The sequence below is a fragment of the Actinomadura meyerae genome (assembly GCF_900188445.1).
Classification (GTDB): domain Bacteria; phylum Actinomycetota; class Actinomycetes; order Streptosporangiales; family Streptosporangiaceae; genus Spirillospora; species Spirillospora meyerae.
Genome location: NZ_FZOR01000023.1, coordinates 83,132 through 98,264, shown reverse-complemented (window position 1 = coordinate 98,264; position 15,133 = coordinate 83,132). Strand labels below are relative to the sequence as shown.

Here is a 15,133-nt window from a genome sequence, read left to right as displayed (position 1 = left end):
TTCACAGGGTGGTTCTCCTTCGCGGGCTCGGAGTCACAGTGGTCGGATCCGCACGCCGGCGCCCGGCGCGGCGGTGACGAGGGAGCGGTCCGGGACGGGCCGCCAGGCGGGGTCGTCGTCGAGCGGCTCGGACGCGATGCGGACCGCGTCCGCGTCCTCCCGGACGAACAGCGAGTCGCCCCACGTCGTCGCGGCGAGGGACGCCCCGTCGGAGGCGAGCAGGTTGTAGCGGCCGGGCGCGAGCGCGGTGACGGCCGCGACCGCGGCGGCGAGGCCGTCGCCGAGCGGCGCGCCGTCCCGCCATTGCCGGACGGTGAGCGCGAACAGCGGCGCGGAGTCGAGCGGCGCGCGCGCGTCCGGGACTTCGGCGAGGTCCCCGGCCAGTTCGCGGAGCTTGGCCTCGACACCGCCGTAGCCCTCGATCTTGCCGTTGTGGCTGAACAGCCACTTCCCGGCGCGGAACGGCTGGGCGCACGACTCGTCCACGGGGAACCCGACGGTCGCCGACCGGATCGCCGCGACCGCGCAGGACGCCCGGACGGCACCGGCGACCTCCCGGAACGACTGGTCGGTCCAGAGCGGCTGGGCCCGGCGGAACCGGACGGCCGCACCGTCCTGGTACCAGCCGACGCCGAACCCGTCGGCGTTCAGCAGGTTCCCCTGCGTCATGCGCGGTGCGTACGCCTGGGTCTCCAGCGAGTACTCGCCGCCGTAGACGAGCGAGTGCAGGGTCTGCTCAGGCCCCAGGTAGCCGAGATGGCGGCACATTCAGCCGTCCTCCCCCGGAGTGCGGGCGCAGCGGAACCCGGAGAAGATCTGCCTGCGGATGGGGTAGTCCCAGTTGCGGAACGAGCCGCGTATGGCGAGCGGGTGCGTCGCCCAGGAGCCGCCCCTCAGCACCTTGTAGTCGGGGCCGAAGAAGACTTCCGAGTACTCCTTGTAGGGGAACGAGCGGAAGCCGGGATAGCCGTGGAAGTCGGACGACGTCCACTCCCACACGTCCCCCAGGAGGCGCCTGACCCCGTAGGCCGACGCACCCGACGCGTACGTGCCGGTCTCGGACGGACGCAGCGCGCGCTGCCCGAGGTTGGCGCGGCCCTCCTCGTACACGTCGCCCCAGGGGTAGCGCCTGGAGCGCTGCTCGGCGGGGTCCCAGCGGGCGGCCTTCTCCCACTCGGCCTCGGTCGGGAGCCGCTTGCCGGCCCACCGCGCGTAGGCGTCGGCCTCGTACCAGCACACGTGCTGGACGGGTTCGGCGGGCGGGACGGGTTCCGTCCGTCCGAACCGGCGCCGGACCCACTGGCCCCCTTCCCGCGTCCAGAAGGCGGGGGCGCGTTTGCCGCTGCGGTTGCGCCACTCCCATCCGGCGGGGTCCCACCAGCGCGGGTCGTCGTACCCGCCCGCCTCCATGAAGGCGAGGTAGGCCGCGTTGGTCACCGGCTCCACATCGATGAAGTACGCGGGGAGGTCGACGATGTGCACGGGACGTTCGTTGTCGTACGCCCATGGCTCTTCCGAGGTGCCCATCTGGAACGGGCCCGCCTCAATGAGCACCTCGTCCGCGCTGATGCCCTCGGCGGGCTTCCGCAGCGGCTCGGCCAAGGGGTCGAGCAGCGCGGGGGCGCCCTTTCTCAATTGATGGGTGGCGAGCATGGTCTCGTCGTGCATGTGCTCGTGCTGCACCACCATCCCGTACACGAAGCCGCCCGACGTCAGCGGATTCGCCGTGTCGAACCGTACGGACGAGAGCGAGTCGAGGACCTTGGAACGGACCGTGCCGATGTAGGCGCGCGCCTCGTCCGGCCGCAGGAGCGGCAGTGTCGGCCGTTCGCTGCGGGGATGCTCGAACGCGTCGTAGAGGTCGTCGATCTCCGGCCGCATCGCCTCCTGGCCCGCCGCCGCGCGCAGCAGCCACAGTTCCTCGTAGTTGCCGACGTGGGCGAGGTCCCACACCAGCGGCGACATCAGCGGCGACACCTGCGCCGTGAGGTCGTCCTCGGCGAGGACGTCGGTGGTGAGGCCGAAGCTGCGGTCGCGCACTGCGCCCAGCTCACCGGCGATCAGTTCCTTCAGCGCCGCGTCGTCGCGGGTGTCGAGCGGGCCCGGGGAGCTCAACGGGGCCATGTGGGGTCCTCCTCAGACGGAAGCTCGGACGGGAGCTCGGACGGAATCGGTGACCGCGGCCGGGAGCGGAGCCCGGACGGGATCGAGGACGGGGACGGGGCGTCGTCGGCGGGCGTGCGGCCGCGCTCGACGTACCGCCGCGCGTACTCCTCGACCAGCGGGACGAGCCCGGCGGCGCCGAGCCGGGGCAGCGCGTCGAGCGCCGCCGCGAAGCAGGACCGCGCGGCGGCGGCGAGCGGCGCGTCCGACAGGCCGCACCGGGCCGCCGCCGCCCACCGGCCCGCGACGGGCTCGGTCGCCGCCTCGGCGGCCAGGGCCGCGGCCGGATCGTCCAGAAGCGCGGTCGCGACGGCGACCGGGACGGGCCAGTAGCGGCCGGGCGGGGCGTCGATCATGCGCAGCTCCAGCCAGCCGCGCGGCCGGACCGGCGGGAACAGGGTGGACAGGTGGTAGGCCAGGTCGTCCTCGCGCGGCTCGCCCTTGCCGAGCCATTCCCGGAACGACATGCCGGGGTCGGAGACCCACTTCCCCTCGGCCGTGTGGACGAGCATCACCCGGGCGTCGAGGGCGTACCGCGTCCACGCCTCGGCGGGGTCGCCGTCCGCCCCGTCCCGCAGCACGGGCAGGGTGCGGCAGGGGTCGAGCTCGGTCCAGATGCCCTGCCGGGACGAGCGCAGCCCGGTGCGGCGGCCGTCCCGCAGCGGCGAGTTGGCGAACGCGGCGACGAGCACCGGCCCGAGGGCGTGCGCGAGCCGCCACCGGCGGGCGGCGTCCGCGTCGTCGGCGCCGATGTCGAGGTTCACCTGGACGGACGCCGTGGAGCACATCATCGCGAGGCCGGCGGCCTGGAAGCCGCTCGCGCGGAAGTAGTCGCGCATGCACGCGTAGCGGGGGTGGTCGGCCTGGAACCGGGCCCGCCGGACGGGGTCGACGCCGTGCCCGGCGAGCGCCAGCCCGCCCGCGGCGAGCGCGTCGCGGACCTGCGCGATGTCGCGGCCGAGCGCGGTGTGCAGCGGGCCGAGGCCGCGGAAGGGGGCGGAGCTCAGTTCGAGCTGCCCGCCCGGCTCGTAGGTGATCTTGCTGCCGGCGGCCGGCGGGCCGCCGTCCGCGACGAGCGCGCGGACCCGCTCGGCGGGCACGTGCGCGCCGGTGTCGGCGGTGTCGACGACGAACCACTCCGTCTCCGCGCCCACCGTCCCGGGCGGCCCTGTCTTGAAGCAGACACCGCGAATGTGCTGGTAGACGCCGTCTACCGTCAAACGGGTCACCGCTGCCTCCTCACGTTCATCGACAACGGGTTCGAGTCCTTCCCTGGTGAACCGCATCAGATATCCGCCGATGTGCAGGAACTTCCATAAATCTCCGCGGACATCACCGTCCGCAGCCGCACCGGCTACCTTCGGTGCACGTCGGCGCACCGCCGGGCCGCGGACTTCTCAGCGGTGGACGGGAGGCGCTAGAGTCCCGGTGATCTGCGGTATATGCACTTTTTGTCGGTCCACTGGACCAGCCGGACGGGAACGGGAGGGCACATGCGCGGGGACCTGGGCTCGCTCTACGACGCACACGCCGACCGCCTGTACGCGTACTGCTGGTCGCTCGTGGGCGACCAGCTCGCGGCGGCGGCCGTCGGCGACACGTTCAGCGCCGCGGTGCACCAGCCGCCGCGCGGCGACCGGGTGCTGTGGCTGTACTCCCTCTCCCGGACGGCCTGCGCCGACCGCGGCGCCTTCACCGGCGAGCTCGCCGGCCGGGGCGGGATGCTGTTCGCCGACCCCGACCCGCTGCTGCGCGCCGCCGCCGGGCTCCGCCCCGACCACCGCGAGGTCCTGCTGCTGTGGGCGGGCGAGTGGCTGGAGACCCACGACATCGCGCGCGTCCTCGGCATCGCACCCGACACCGTCGCGCAGCTGCTCGGTGCCGCGCGCACCCGGCTGGAGCGGACCGTCCTCGACATCCTCATGCGCGGCACCACCGAGCCGCGGCTCGACCTCATCACCGCGTTCGAGAAGGGCCGGCTGCCGCAGCTGCTCGCCCGCCGCGCCCCCGCGACGGCGCCCGGCTGGCTGCGCGACCGGGTGCTCTCGGCCTGCGAGGAGGAGGCCGCCCGGCCGCTGCCGACCGTCGCCGCGCCGAGCCCCCTGGTCGTGATCGGCCCGGAGCGCCGCAAGGAGCGCCCGAAGCGCGGCCTCTCCGGCGGCGTCTCCAAGGGCCTCGGCGCCGCGGCCGGGGTCGCCGCGTCGGCCGCCGCGGTCGTCGGCCTGCTGGTCTCCTGGCCCGCGGCCAAGGGCGGAAACGGAGCCGCCTCCCTCGTCCCGACGGCGACCAACGGGCAGACGAACCCCGCGTCCGCGCGGACGAGCGGCGTCCCGCAGCAGCCGCTGCCCGGCCTCACCGGTTCGGAGCGGGCGAAGGGCGGCTCGCCGACCGCGTCCGGCAACCCGGTCACCAGCGCCTACGACGGCCCGCCCCGGCAGGCGGGCGCCGCTCCGGGCACGCCGGGCGGTCCGGCACCGGCGCCGACGACCCCGGCCGGGAAACCCGCCCCGGAGGAGAAGCCGGTGACGGACACGCCGTCGCGGCCCGAGCCGCCGACCACGCCGCCGTCGACGCCGCCGGCCACCACTCCCCCGGCGACGCCGCCGACCACGCCGTCCGATCCGACCACCCCGCCGGACGACGGCTCCACGCCGCCCACGGACACCCCGTCGACGCCGCCGGACGACTCCGGGACGCCGGCCCCGAGCCCGACCGCGAACCCCGCTCCGGACCCCGGGCAGGACTGACGGCGCGCGGGCAGGCGGTAGCAGTCAGGCAGGCGGTAGCAGTCAGGCAGGCGGCGGCGGTCAGGCGCCGGCCGTCGGGCCCGCCCGCCGCACCGGGTCCCCCGGCGCGGGCATCACGGCCCGGCGGCGTTCCGGCAGCAGGAGCAGCCAGCCGATCAGCGCCCCCGCCAGCATCGCGACCACGTGCCCGACGGCCGCGACCTCCAGCCCGAGCAGGCCGTCCAGCAGCGCGGGCGTGAGCGCGGCCCAGCCGGCGAACGCCAGCAGCCTCCGCGCCCGCCCGCGCCCGTACAGGAACGCCGCGACGAGCGCCGCGCACAGCACGTAGGACGGGCCCACGTCGGGGATCGTGCGGATGGACTCCGACAGCAGGCCCGCCTCCAGCCGCACCAGCGCGATGCCCTGGCTGACCAGCGTGCCGAGGACGTGCGAGGCGGCGACGAGCACCACGGCCCGCAGGTTCCCGAACCGCCGGGTGAGGGGGAACAGCCCGATCGCGGCCGCGACCATCAGCACGCCCTGCGCCCCCTCGGCGACGAACGCCGACGCGATCATCGTCCCGACCGGGTTCACCGCGAGGTTGGCGAGGTTCGTGCTGGCCCAGGCGATCATCGTGTGCCGGGCGTGCGGCGGCAGGACGAGGGCCTGCACCGTCCACACCGCCGCGAACAGCCCGAGGAACGTCAGCGGCATCGCGTACCGCCGCGCGAACGCGCCCATCACACCGGCAGCCTAACCCGGTCCCCCCGGCCCGTCCTCAGACCGCCACGGCACCGTCGACGGCGGTGCTGCCGCGCCGCACCAGCAGCGCGGCGAGGGCGGCGGCGAGCGCGACCGCGGCGGCGACGCTCAGCGAGGTCTGGAAGCCGTCCATGAACGCCAGGTGGCTCCCCGTGGTGATGGCGTCCGCGGTGCCCTCCGGCGTGCCCGGCGGGACGGGCGCCACGCCCTGCGACACGAGCCCGCCGGCCCCTTCGAGCCGGTGCGCGGCCGGCGCGGGGACGCCGGCGTCGGTGAGCCGCCCGAACAGCACGTCGCCGACCTTCGTGGACAGCAGCACGCCCAGCACCGACGTGCCGAGGACGCCGCCGACCTGCGAGGCGGTCTGCTGGAGCCCGCCCGCGACGCCAGCGAGGTGGGCGGGGGCGTTGCCGACGATGGCCTCGGTTCCGGCGACGATGACCATCCCGAACGCCAGCCCGACCAGGATGAACCAGGGCCAGAGCTGGACGTACGGGGCGTCCACCCCGACCCGCGATAGCCCGAACATCGCGGCGGCGGTGAACGCCATCCCGAGGACGAGCGGCAGCCGCGGCCCGAACCGGCTGGTCAGCGCGCCCGCCACCGGCGAGGCGACGATGAACACGGCGGTCATCGGCAGCATCCGGACGCCGGCGTCCACGGGGCTCATCCCGTGCACCTGCTGCAGGTAGAGGGTGATGAAGAAGATCGTCCCGAACATCGCGAAGAAGCCGAGGACGATGAGCCCGGTCGCCGCCGACAGCGACACCGAGCGGAACAGCCCGAGCGGCAGCAGCGGCCGCTCCACCCGCAGTTCGTTCCAGACGAACGCGGCGAACAGCACGGCCGACGCGGCGAACGAGACCAGCGGGACGGCCTCCCCGAAGCCGTCTTCGCCGGCCTTGATGAGGCCCCACACCAGCGCGAACAGCGCGCCGGTGAGCAGCGCGACGCCGGGCAGGTCGAACGAGCCGGCGGCGTCCTCGTCCCGGGACTCGCGGATCACCCACAGGCCGACGAGCAGCGCGACCAGCCCGAGCGGGGCGTTCAGGAAGAACACCGACTCCCAGCTGACGTTCTCGACCAGCAGCCCGGCGACGATCGGGCCGCCCGCGATGGAGATGCCGACCGTGGAGCCCCAGATGCCGATCGCGGTGTTGAGCCGCTCGGCGGGGAAGGTGTTGCGCAGCAGCGCGAGGCTCGCGGGCTGCAGCAGCGCGCCGGCGAAGCCCTGCACGACGCGCCAGAAGATCACCATGCCGAGCCCGCCGGACACCCCGATCAGCACCGAGGACACCGCGAACCCGACCACCCCGGCCAGGAACGTCCGCTTGCGCCCGAACCGGTCGGCGATCTTCCCGGCCGGGATCAGGGTGACGGCGAGGGCCAGCAGGTAGGCGTTCGTCACCCACTGCAATCCGGACAGGCTGGCACCGAGGTCCGCGGCGATCGCGGGGTTGGCGATGGACACGACGGTCGCGTCCAGCCCGACCATCATCACGCCCAGCGCGACGGCGACGAGCGTGAGCCAGGGATGCCCGTGCCCCGCTCTCGCGGGGCGGCCGCGCGGCTGGTCGCGCGGCGGGACGTGGGCGGCGCCGGGTTCGAGTGTTCCGGCGCTCTGCGAATGAGTCATAGTCGACCTCCGGCTTGGCAGGCCCTCAAAGTGTCATGAGATGACACTTGTCGTCAACTGCCGATCGTCGGTTTGCGACATGAGTCACGTTGAGACAACTTTCTCCGGCTGACGGTTGGCGCGGGCGCCCTCGCTCGTTACACTTCGCCCATGACCGCGACCGCCCCCGAGACCGGCGCCCCCGGTCCCGGATCCCAGCCCCCGGGCAGGCGCGAACGCAAGAAGCAGCGCACCCGCGAGGCGCTCATCGACGCCGCGTTCACCCTCTTCGCCGAGAAGGGGTTCGACGCCACCACCGTCGAGGAGATCGCCGACGCCGTGGACGTCTCCGCCCGCACGTTCTTCCGCTACTTCGCCTCGAAGGAGGACGTGGCGCTCACGTTCCAGGAGGAGCAGGTCCAGGCCGTCACGGCCGCGCTGGCCGCCCGTCCCGCCGACGAGCCGATCATGACGGCGCTGCGCCGCACCGTGGTGGAGATCGCCCGCGCCTGCGAGGCCGGCGAGCTCGGCTTCGACCCCGACCGCTTCGAGTGCATGCTGACGATGGTCGGCGACAGCCCCGCGCTGCTGGCGGGCAGCCTGGAGCACGCGCAGCGCAAGCAGGCGCTGATCACCGAGATCGTCGCGCGGCGGATGGGCCTCGATCCCGCCGCCGACCTGCGCCCGCACGTCATCGCCGCCGCGACGCACAGCGCGTTCCAGGCCGCCGCCGACGCCGCCCGCCAGATGGGCGGCACGTTCGCCTCGCTGTCGGAGGCGGTCGACCAGGCGTTCGCCATCCTGGAGAACGGCCTCAACGAACCGGTGCACCCGGCCGGATAGCCCGGGCTGGTAGCCCGGGCTGGTCGCCCGCGCACCGCCGGGCCCGGTGTGGGACGGGCCGCCGCGGGTACCGCATGCGGCAGTCGGGGGACGCCGTGCCCCCGTGCGCGCGGAAGGACGGCGACATGGCCCGGAAGCATCCCCACACCTCCGCGAGCGGCGACCGCGACCTGCGGGTCAACCCCGTCTTCAGCCGGGAGCCGCTGACGATCCCCCGGTACGCGCTGCCCGCCGGCGAGCTCGACCCCGGCACCGCGTACCAGATCGTCCACGACGAGCTGATGCTGGACGGCAACGCGCGGCTGAACCTCGCGACGTTCGTGTCGACCTGGGCGGAGCCGGAGGCGCGGCGGCTGATGGCCGAGTGCGCCGAGAAGAACATGATCGACAAGGACGAGTACCCGCGCACCGCCGAGCTGGAGATGCGCTGCGTGCACATGCTCGCCCGGCTGTGGCACGCCCCCGACCCGCGCCGCGCGGTGGGCTGCTCGACCACCGGGTCCAGCGAGGCGGCGATGCTCGGCGGGCTCGCGCTCAAGCGCCGCTGGCGGGAGCGGCGGCGCGCCGCCGGGCTGCCCGCCGACCGGCCGAACCTCGTCATGGGCGTCAACGTGCAGATCTGCTGGGAGAAGTTCGCGAACTACTTCGAGGTCGAGCCCCGGTACGTGCCGATGGAGGGCGACCGCTTCCACCTCGGCGCGGCCGAGGCGGTGGAGCTGTGCGACGAGAACACCATCGGCGTCGTGGCCGTCCTCGGCTCCACCTTCGACGGCAGCTACGAGCCCGTCGCCGAGATCGCCGCCGCGCTCGACGACCTGGAGCGGCGCACCGGCCTGGACGTCCCGGTCCATGTGGACGGCGCGTCCGGCGCGATGGTGGCGCCGTTCCTCGACGCGGGCCTGGAATGGGACTTCCGGCTGCCGCGCGTCGCGTCCATCAACACCTCGGGCCACAAGTACGGCCTGGTCATGCCGGGCGTCGGCTGGGCGCTGTGGCGGGACGAGAGCGCGCTCCCGGACGATCTGGTCTTCCACGTCAACTACCTCGGCGGCGACATGCCGACGTTCGCGCTGAACTTCTCCCGCCCCGGCGCGCAGGTCGTCGCCCAGTACTACAACTTCCTGCGGCTCGGCATCGAGGGGTACCGGCGCGTCCAGCAGACGTGCCGGGACGTCGCGACGCGGCTGGCGGCCGAGATCGACCGGCTCGGGCCGTTCGAGGCGCTCACCGACGGCGGCGACATCCCGGTGTTCGCGTTCCGGGTCCGCGAGGACGCCGGCGCCTTCACGGTGTTCGACGTGTCGGCCGCGCTGCGCGAGTTCGGCTGGCTCGTGCCCGCCTACACCTTCCCGGCGAACCGCACCGACCTCGACGTCCTGCGGGTGGTGGTGCGCAACGGGCTCGGGCACGACCTCGCCGACCTGTTCCTGGACGACCTGCGCCGCGCCCTGCCCCGGCTGGAGTCCCAGCCGGGGCCGCAGCGCAGCGCCGCCGAGTCGTCCGGGTTCGCGCACGGCGCCGAACCCAAGCCCGCTCACCCCATGCCGGACTGACTCCCGCCCGGCGGGGTCGGCGCGGCGGGGTCAGCGCGGTGCGCGGGGCAGCCCGAGGCCGATCATCGCGATCAGCTCCCGCTGGATCTCGTTGACGCCGCCGCCGAAGGTCAGCACGAGCGCGCCCTTGGCGAGCCGGTCGACTGCCGCCATGAAGGCCGCCGTCTCCGGATCGCCGGGGTCGCCGTGCCGGGCGAGGACGTCGCCGACGATCCGGCCGACGTCCTGCATCCGCTCCGAGGAGTAGATCTTCGTGGCGGAGGCGTCGGCGGCGCCGAGCCAGCCGAGGTCCTGGTTCGCGGCGACCTGCCAGTTCAGGATCTCGTTGACGCGCAAGTAGGCGTACACCTGGGCGAGCGCGCGGCGGACGGACGGCTCCTCGATGAGCGGGCGGCCGTCCCGCCCGGCGGTGGCGCGGGCCCAGCGCTCGAAGCGCAGGTAGGTGTGCCCGATGTTGCCGGCGGGACCGAGCGTGACCCGCTCGTGGTTGAGCTGGTTGACGATGAGGTCCCAGCCCTTGTTCTCCTCGCCGATCAGCATGTCCGCCGGGACGCGGATGTCCTGGAAGTACGTCGAGTTGGTGTGGTGCGCGCCGTCCATCGTAATGATCGGTGTCCAGGAGAACCCCGGGTCCTCGCAGTCCACGATGAACATCGAGATGCCCTTGTGCTTCTTCGCGGACGGGTCGGTGCGGGCCGCGAGCCACACGTAGTCGGCGTGGTGCGCGCCCGACGTGAAGATCTTCTGCCCGTTCACCACGTAGTGGTCGCCGTCCCGCACCGCCGTGGTGCGCAGGGCCGCGAGGTCGGTGCCGGCGCCGGGCTCGCTGTACCCGATCGCGAAGTGGCACTCCCCCGCGAGGATGCGCGGGATGAAGAACTCCTTGTGCGCGTCCGACCCGTACTGCAGGATCGTCGGCGCCACCGAGTTCAGCGTGATCAGCGGGTAGGTGACCTCGGCGCGGGCGATCTCGTTCGCGAAGATCGTCTGCTCGACGGGCCCGTAGCCGCGGCCGCCGTACTCCTTCGGCAGCGCGACGCCGAGCATGCCGTCGCGGCCGAGCCGCCGGCAGTGCTCCATGTACGCCTCGCCGAACGGGTCCGCCGCGATCGCGGCGCGCTGCTCCGCGGTCAGGCAGTTCTCGAAGTACTCGCGCAGCTCGGCGCGGAGCTTCTTCTGCTCGTCGGTCAGGTCGATGAACATTCAGGCCTCCTGAGCGATCAGAGCGCCGAGCGCGTCGAGCCGGTCGTCCGCGCCGCCGAGCAGGTGCGCGCAGTGCTTGCCCCAGGCGAAGTAGCGGTGCAGCGGGTAGGTGATGTCCAGGCCGATGCCGCCGTGCAGGTGCTGGCAGGTGTAGAGCGCCCTGATGACGGGGTCGCCCGCGTTGTACGCGGCGATCTCCAGCAGCTCCTCGGCGTCGGCGGCGCCCTCGGCCAGCCGCCACACGCCCGCCCAGACCGCCACGTCCAGCGCCCGCTTGGCGATGTAGACGTCGCTGATCTGCATCGTGACGGCCTGGAACTGCGCGAGCGCTCGGTCGAACTGCTCGCGCGTCCTCGTGTACTCCTTGGTCAGCTCCAGCGCGCCGTCGATGACGCCGGACGAGACGGCGACCGCGCCGGCCAGGGCGCAGCGGCGGAGGGTGTCCCAGGCGGCGCCGTCGGCCGTCCCGCCGAGCAGGTCGCCCGCGCCGGCCCTCGCGCCGTCCAGCACCACCCGGTACAGCGGCTCGCTCGTCGCCGACGGCTGCTCGGTCAGCGCCACCGCGGCGGGCTCGACGAGGAACACCCCGATGCCCGCGCCCTCGACGCGGGCGGGCACGAGGATCCGCGCCGCCTCCCGCGCGTACGGGACGAACGTCTTCACGCCGTCGAGGACGTACCCGCCGCCGTCCTCGCGGGCCGTCGCCGCGACCTCCCCGGCGGTGCCGACCTCGCGGAACGCCCCGGTCAGGACCATCGCTCCCTCGGTCAGCGGGGCCAGCAGCGCGCGCTGCTCGGCCGTCCCGTGCCGCGCGATCGGCAGGGCCGCCAGCGCCAGCGAGGCGTACACCGGGACGGGCGCGGCGCGCAGGCCGACCTCCCGCAGGACCACCGCCAGCTCGACCGGGCCGAGACCGGCGCCGCCCGCGTCCTCGGGGAGCACGATCCCGAGCAGCCCCGCCTGCGCGAGCGCCTTCCACGCCGCCTCGTCGAAGGGGGCGCCGCTCTTCTCGAACTCCTCCAGCCGCTCGCGCGCGCACTCGCGCCCGAGCACCTCGGCGGCGAGCCCCTTGATCTCTTGCTGGGTCTCGTCGAGGTTGAAGTCCACTCATCCGCTCCCTTCCAGGAGGTGCAGCCGGCCGCGCCGCGCGAACTCGGCCCGCAGATCGTCCGCGTCCCGCGCGGTCATCGGCCGGTAGGCGAGGTCGCGGCCGGGCCGCCACCACACCGGGTCGTCGGTGCGCCAGCCGTCCACGGCCAGCCGGCGCTTGAGGATCTTGTTGGAGGCGGTCGCGGGCAGCTCCCGCGCCACCCGCACGTACCGGGGGACCCACTTCGGGCCCAGGTCGGCGCGGCCGCGCAGGTACGCGGCGAACGCCTCGGGGTCGAAGCCGTCGGCGGCGAGGGCCAGCATCACCTGGTCGCCGGACGCCGCGTCCGGCACCCCGTACACGGCGAGCTGCCGGACGCCCGGCAGCTCCGCCAGGACGCGCTCGACCTGGACGGCGCCGAAGTTCTCACCGTCCACCCGGAGCCGGTCGGCACTGCGCCCCGCGAAGTACACGTAGCCGTCCGCATCGGCGTAGGCGAGGTCGCCGCTCCAGAACCTGCCATCGCGGATCCGGTCGGGCGCGTCCTCCTTGTAGTAGCCGTCGAACAGGCCCATGTCACCGGTCTTGACCAGCTCGCCGATGGCCTCGCCGCCGTTGACGACGCGTCCGGCGGCGTCGAACACGGCGGGCGGGCACGGCTCGCCGGTCGCCGGGTCGAGGACGGCGACGTCCTCGGGGAGCCTCCCGAGCGCGCCCGGGGGGCCGAACGGGTCGGGCGACAGCGAGATCGCGGTCTCGGTCGAGCCGTAGCCGTCGACGACGAAGCAGCCGAACCGCTCCGCGAACGCCTTCTGCTCCAGCGGCGCCGCCTCGTTGCCGAACGCGAACCGCAGCGGGTTGGCCGCGTCGTCCTCGCCGGGCGGCGTGGCCAGCACGTACGACAGCGCCTTGCCGACGTAGTGCAGATAGGTGCAGCCGTGCGCGCGCACGTCGGGCAGGACGCCGGACGCCGAGAACCGGGCGCGCAGCACCAGCTCGGCACCGGCCGCGAGCGCCGGCGCGTACGCCGCCATGATCGCGCCCGAGTGGAACAGCGGCATCGGGCAGTAGACGACCGACTCCGGGTCCAGCATGCGCTCGGCGAGCATCTCCCCCGGCACGACCATCTTGCGGTGGGTGATCCGCACGGCGCGCGGCCGGCCGGACGTCCCCGACGTGAAGATCAGCATGAGCAGCGTGCCCGGCCCGATCGCGGAGGCGTCCGGGAGCGGCGCCCCCGCGAAGGGAGCGAGCTCGGCCTCCAGGGCGCCGGCGTCCAGCACCGGGATCCCCAGCGCGGCGGCCTTCTCCGCGTACCGGTCCTGCGCGACGACGAGGTCGCAGTCGGCGCGCTCGGCGTCGCCGGTCAGCTCCGCGGCGCCGCGAGTGGGGTTCAGCGCCACCACCACCGCGCCCGAGAGCGCGGCCCCGCCGAGCAGGAACACCATCTCGGGCACGTTGTCGAGCAGCACGCCCACGTGGACCGGGCGCTCCGCGCCCGCGCGGCCCGCCATCCAGGCGGCGCGGACCGCGCACTCGGCGACGGCCTCCCGCCATGTCCAGGCCCGTCCGTCATCGGCGGAGCGCAGCCCGGGGCGATCGTCGTCCGCCCGAGCCCCCAGCAGCGCCGCGACGCTCTCCACGCCCACCTCCCGGACCAGCCCACGGCGAAAAAGTAGAACAGATTCTAGTCTCTGTCCAGAGGTCGGAACATTCCCGCGTCGGCGCCGGTTGGCCTGCCCAATACGCGGAAACGAGTGATACGGAAAGACCGCGACCGCACCCGCGGTCGCGGCGGCAGATAACACGTTCTCACAAGAGCGGTAGACTCGGGGGGACACGTCGGGCGGCCGAGCCCGCACAGAAGGGAAGGCGACTGTGACCGCAGAGCCGACAGTGACCGGGGACGGTCAGCCGGCGGGGCAGGGCGTGCGCTCCCGCAGCCAGCACCAGCGGCGCAAGCGTATCGTGCAGGCCGCCGCGGCGCTCGCGTCGCGCGGCGGGATCGAGGCGATGCAGATGCGCACCGTCTCCGAGCGGGCCGGGGTGGCGCTCGGCACGCTGTACCGCTACTTCCCGTCCAAGATGGACCTGGTCGTCGCCGTCGTCAGCGAGGAGCTCGACCTCCTCGAGGGCAGCATCGAGCGCCGCCCGCCCCGCGGCGGCACCGCGCCGGAGCGCGCGGTCGAGGTGCTGATGCGCGCCACCCGCGGCCTCATGCGCGAGCCGGAGCTGGCCGAGGCGCTGATCCGCTCGCTGCTGCTGTCCGACGTCAAGACCGACTTCGGCGAGCGGATGAGCGGGCTGCTGCTGCGCGCCGCGTCCGGCCCCCCGGAGGACATCCCCGCCGACGACCCGCGCCGGCTCGCCGCCCGCGCGCTGTCCGGCATCTGGACGATGGAGATGATCGAGATGCTGCGCGGCAACGCCACCGCCGAGGAGATCCAGTCCCGGCTGGAGATCACCGCCGCCCGCCTCCTCATCGACCCCTGAGCGTCCGCACGGTTACCGTGTGGCGCGGGCCCCTTCCGCACTAGCCTTGAACCCGACAGGAGCCAGGACGAAGAAGGTGTGCCAGTGACCGAGCAGGAACCGATCCTCAGCGACGGGGTCATCATCGAGTTCATCGATGGCAAGGACGTCCCCGTCCAGCACAAGGACTTCGGTGAGAGGGCCGTCGTGATGCGCGACGCCAAGAACGCCGAGGGCCCGATCCTCTACTTCACCGAGGCCGAGTGGGACGCCTTCATCGCCGGCGTCAAGGACGGCGAGTTCGACGACCTCCTGGAAGAAGACCCCACCGAGACCCACTGACGCCCCCCGCCGGCGTCCCCACCCCCGGGGACGCCGGTTCAGCTCCTCAAGCGCGGAGCGGACAGTCAGCCGAACAACTCGTCGGCCGATGCCACGATGCCGACCCGCAGCAACCATTCCCGCAGCACCGACTCGTCGCGGCACGCCAGAATCCGCTCCCGCGCGGCATCAGACACCCTCACACCGCGACCTTCGAGCACCAGCAGAAGCGCCTCGGCCATGCCTTCGATCCTGCCCTCGGCATAGGCCTTAGCCCAGGCCTCAGCCCTGCCTTCAGCCCGGTGGCGGAGGAAGGGCTCGCTCCTGAACCTGTATTCCTCGGTACCGGTGGCCACGTATCCCTCCGACACGTTCCGCTCTCCCT

At 73.7% G+C, this 15,133-nt stretch carries 14 protein-coding genes; 5 read left to right on the top strand and 9 right to left on the bottom strand.

Going from position 1 to position 15,133, the window contains the following annotated elements; all coding sequences use genetic code 11:
* Positions 1-33: 33 nt before the first annotated feature.
* From egtC to egtA, 3 genes are read right to left on the bottom strand one after another with little or no spacing between them, the layout of a single operon-like run.
* Positions 34-768, bottom strand: a complete 735-nt coding sequence (egtC, locus tag CHF16_RS22970; RefSeq protein WP_089328168.1) for an ergothioneine biosynthesis protein EgtC — start codon at positions 766-768, stop codon at positions 34-36.
* Complete coding sequence (gene egtB / locus CHF16_RS22965) at positions 769-2,124, bottom strand: ergothioneine biosynthesis protein EgtB (RefSeq protein WP_089328167.1); 1,356 nt, start codon at positions 2,122-2,124, stop codon at positions 769-771.
* Positions 2,112-3,392, bottom strand: a complete 1,281-nt coding sequence (gene egtA / locus CHF16_RS22960; protein ID WP_089328166.1) for an ergothioneine biosynthesis glutamate--cysteine ligase EgtA — start codon at positions 3,390-3,392, stop codon at positions 2,112-2,114. Before egtA ends, egtB begins: the two co-directional genes overlap by 13 nt.
* Positions 3,393-3,656: 264 nt before the next feature.
* On the opposite strand from egtA, the gene CHF16_RS22955 reads away from it, so the two are divergent.
* Complete coding sequence (locus tag CHF16_RS22955) at positions 3,657-4,910, top strand: RNA polymerase sigma factor (RefSeq protein ID WP_089328165.1); 1,254 nt, start codon at positions 3,657-3,659, stop codon at positions 4,908-4,910.
* Between the two features lie 60 nt (positions 4,911-4,970).
* Here the strand turns inward: CHF16_RS22955 and CHF16_RS22950 are convergent, their stop codons facing one another.
* Together CHF16_RS22950 and CHF16_RS22945 are read right to left on the bottom strand one after the other, a co-directional pair.
* Positions 4,971-5,630, bottom strand: a complete 660-nt coding sequence (locus CHF16_RS22950) for a rhomboid-like protein (protein ID WP_089328164.1) — start codon at positions 5,628-5,630, stop codon at positions 4,971-4,973.
* A 37-nt stretch (positions 5,631-5,667) separates the two neighbouring features.
* Positions 5,668-7,287, bottom strand: a complete 1,620-nt coding sequence (locus CHF16_RS22945) for an MFS transporter (RefSeq protein WP_143228094.1) — start codon at positions 7,285-7,287, stop codon at positions 5,668-5,670.
* A gap of 150 nt (positions 7,288-7,437) precedes the next feature.
* Between CHF16_RS22945 and CHF16_RS22940 the strand changes: the two genes are divergently transcribed.
* On the top strand, positions 7,438-8,109 hold the full coding sequence (locus CHF16_RS22940; protein WP_089328163.1) for a TetR family transcriptional regulator: 672 nt from the start codon (positions 7,438-7,440) through the stop codon (positions 8,107-8,109).
* Between the two features lie 125 nt (positions 8,110-8,234).
* A complete protein-coding gene (gad, locus tag CHF16_RS22935) occupies positions 8,235-9,662 on the top strand; it encodes a glutamate decarboxylase (protein WP_089328211.1) in 1,428 nt (475 codons plus the stop codon).
* A gap of 30 nt (positions 9,663-9,692) precedes the next feature.
* Here the strand turns inward: gad and CHF16_RS22930 are convergent, their stop codons facing one another.
* Genes CHF16_RS22930 through CHF16_RS22920 form a run of 3 tightly spaced genes read right to left on the bottom strand, consistent with a single transcriptional unit; the run spans position 9,693 to position 13,598 of the window.
* Positions 9,693-10,865 carry an acyl-CoA dehydrogenase family protein gene (locus tag CHF16_RS22930; protein WP_089328162.1) on the bottom strand — a complete coding sequence of 391 codons (1,173 nt, stop codon included), beginning with the start codon at positions 10,863-10,865 and terminating at the stop codon, positions 9,693-9,695.
* Positions 10,866-11,972 (bottom strand): acyl-CoA dehydrogenase family protein, encoded by a 1,107-nt coding sequence (locus tag CHF16_RS22925; RefSeq protein WP_089328161.1) that lies wholly within the window; start codon positions 11,970-11,972, stop codon positions 10,866-10,868. It lies immediately after the preceding gene.
* Positions 11,973-13,598, bottom strand: a complete 1,626-nt coding sequence (locus tag CHF16_RS22920) for an AMP-binding protein (protein ID WP_245869049.1) — start codon at positions 13,596-13,598, stop codon at positions 11,973-11,975. It lies immediately after the preceding gene.
* A gap of 235 nt (positions 13,599-13,833) precedes the next feature.
* On the opposite strand from CHF16_RS22920, the gene CHF16_RS22915 reads away from it, so the two are divergent.
* Positions 13,834-14,448: a TetR family transcriptional regulator gene (locus tag CHF16_RS22915; protein ID WP_089328159.1), complete on the top strand. Its 615-nt coding sequence runs from the start codon at positions 13,834-13,836 to the stop codon at positions 14,446-14,448.
* A gap of 84 nt (positions 14,449-14,532) precedes the next feature.
* Positions 14,533-14,769 carry a DUF397 domain-containing protein gene (locus CHF16_RS40420; protein ID WP_179271656.1) on the top strand — a complete coding sequence of 79 codons (237 nt, stop codon included), beginning with the start codon at positions 14,533-14,535 and terminating at the stop codon, positions 14,767-14,769.
* A 65-nt stretch (positions 14,770-14,834) separates the two neighbouring features.
* On the opposite strand, the gene CHF16_RS22905 is transcribed toward CHF16_RS40420, so the two are convergent.
* Positions 14,835-15,104, bottom strand: a complete 270-nt coding sequence (locus CHF16_RS22905) for a hypothetical protein (RefSeq protein WP_089328209.1) — start codon at positions 15,102-15,104, stop codon at positions 14,835-14,837.
* Positions 15,105-15,133 lie beyond the last annotated feature (29 nt).